1 rRNA gene is annotated in these 2,216 nt (G+C 43.7%); it reads left to right on the forward strand.

The features are described from left to right. Positions 1-491: 491 nt before the first annotated feature. Positions 492-1,995 (forward strand): 16S ribosomal RNA (locus QT74_RS07740). Positions 1,996-2,216 lie beyond the last annotated feature (221 nt).

The raw sequence follows: 2,216 nt of genomic DNA on the forward strand, positions 1-2,216 counted from the left end.
TAGTTTAAGCAAACCTTAAGCTTTCTATGACTATACTTTCATTTCCTTGTTTCAGCAAGGGCTTTTAAAGCCACTAACTCACAAGGATAGCTGTTTAAAGCAAACGATCTTTGAAAACTAAGCAAATTGATAGAAGTTCTTTTTAAAGGGATATTCTAAAACAAAATAAGTAATGACTGACTAAATAGAGTGAGGGTTTGAACAACTCCCATTCTTTTATAAGAAATTCTTATCCAACTAGTGCTAATCAATTTCATTGGTTATGATGATTATATCATTATGATTGATGACTGAATGGCATGAGAGTATTTTAAGGTTAGCGTTTGGCTAAACCTTTTTAAAAAGTTTCTTTCTGTTTTGTTGTTGTAATACTTAAGAACACAACCCGTTTTATTCAATAAAGTATAAAACGAGTTCTTGTGATACGCTAAAGCTGTTGTTAGGAATAATAACAGCCTATCAAAAAACAAAAGAGCTTTAGGACAAACACTTTTATGGAGAGTTTGATCCTGGCTCAGAGTGAACGCTGGCGGCGTGCCTAATACATGCAAGTCGAACGATGAAGCTTCTAGCTTGCTAGAGTGCTGATTAGTGGCGCACGGGTGAGTAACGCATAGGTCATGTGCCTCTTAGTTTGGGATAGCCATTGGAAACGATGATTAATACCAGATACTCCCTACGGGGGAAAGATTTATCGCTAAGAGATCAGCCTATGTCCTATCAGCTTGTTGGTAAGGTAATGGCTTACCAAGGCTATGACGGGTATCCGGCCTGAGAGGGTGAACGGACACACTGGAACTGAGACACGGTCCAGACTCCTACGGGAGGCAGCAGTAGGGAATATTGCTCAATGGGGGAAACCCTGAAGCAGCAACGCCGCGTGGAGGATGAAGGTTTTAGGATTGTAAACTCCTTTTGTTAGAGAAGATAATGACGGTATCTAACGAATAAGCACCGGCTAACTCCGTGCCAGCAGCCGCGGTAATACGGAGGGTGCAAGCGTTACTCGGAATCACTGGGCGTAAAGAGCGCGTAGGCGGGATAGTCAGTCAGGTGTGAAATCCTATGGCTTAACCATAGAACTGCATTTGAAACTACTATTCTAGAGTGTGGGAGAGGTAGGTGGAATTCTTGGTGTAGGGGTAAAATCCGTAGAGATCAAGAGGAATACTCATTGCGAAGGCGACCTGCTGGAACATTACTGACGCTGATTGCGCGAAAGCGTGGGGAGCAAACAGGATTAGATACCCTGGTAGTCCACGCCCTAAACGATGGATGCTAGTTGTTGGAGAGCTTAGTCTCTCCAGTAATGCAGCTAACGCATTAAGCATCCCGCCTGGGGAGTACGGTCGCAAGATTAAAACTCAAAGGAATAGACGGGGACCCGCACAAGCGGTGGAGCATGTGGTTTAATTCGAAGATACACGAAGAACCTTACCTAGGCTTGACATTGAGAGAATCCGCTAGAAATAGTGGAGTGTCTGGCTTGCTAGACCTTGAAAACAGGTGCTGCACGGCTGTCGTCAGCTCGTGTCGTGAGATGTTGGGTTAAGTCCCGCAACGAGCGCAACCCCCTTTCTTAGTTGCTAACAGGTTATGCTGAGAACTCTAAGGATACTGCCTCCGTAAGGAGGAGGAAGGTGGGGACGACGTCAAGTCATCATGGCCCTTACGCCTAGGGCTACACACGTGCTACAATGGGGTGCACAAAGAGAAGCAATACTGCGAAGTGGAGCCAATCTTCAAAACACCTCTCAGTTCGGATTGTAGGCTGCAACTCGCCTGCATGAAGCTGGAATCGCTAGTAATCGCAAATCAGCCATGTTGCGGTGAATACGTTCCCGGGTCTTGTACTCACCGCCCGTCACACCATGGGAGTTGTGTTTGCCTTAAGTCAGGATGCTAAATTGGCTACTGCCCACGGCACACACAGCGACTGGGGTGAAGTCGTAACAAGGTAACCGTAGGTGAACCTGCGGTTGGATCACCTCCTTTCTAGAGAAAAGCTTTTAACATTCGCTTGTTAAAAGCCAAAGAGTATTACTTGACAAGAGAACTTCTTATTGCTTAGTTTTGAAAGATTGGGCTTATTCTTTCTTTTTTTCATTCTTGATTTTGTTTAATTCTTGTTTGCTTATTGTTTGTTATTTCTTAATGCTTATATTTTTAGTTGTTGGTGTCTTTATATTTAATGTTTAATGTGTTTAGTTTACTTG

This window comes from Helicobacter pylori SA213A (assembly GCF_000476275.1).
Lineage (GTDB): Bacteria > Campylobacterota > Campylobacteria > Campylobacterales > Helicobacteraceae > Helicobacter > Helicobacter pylori_CL.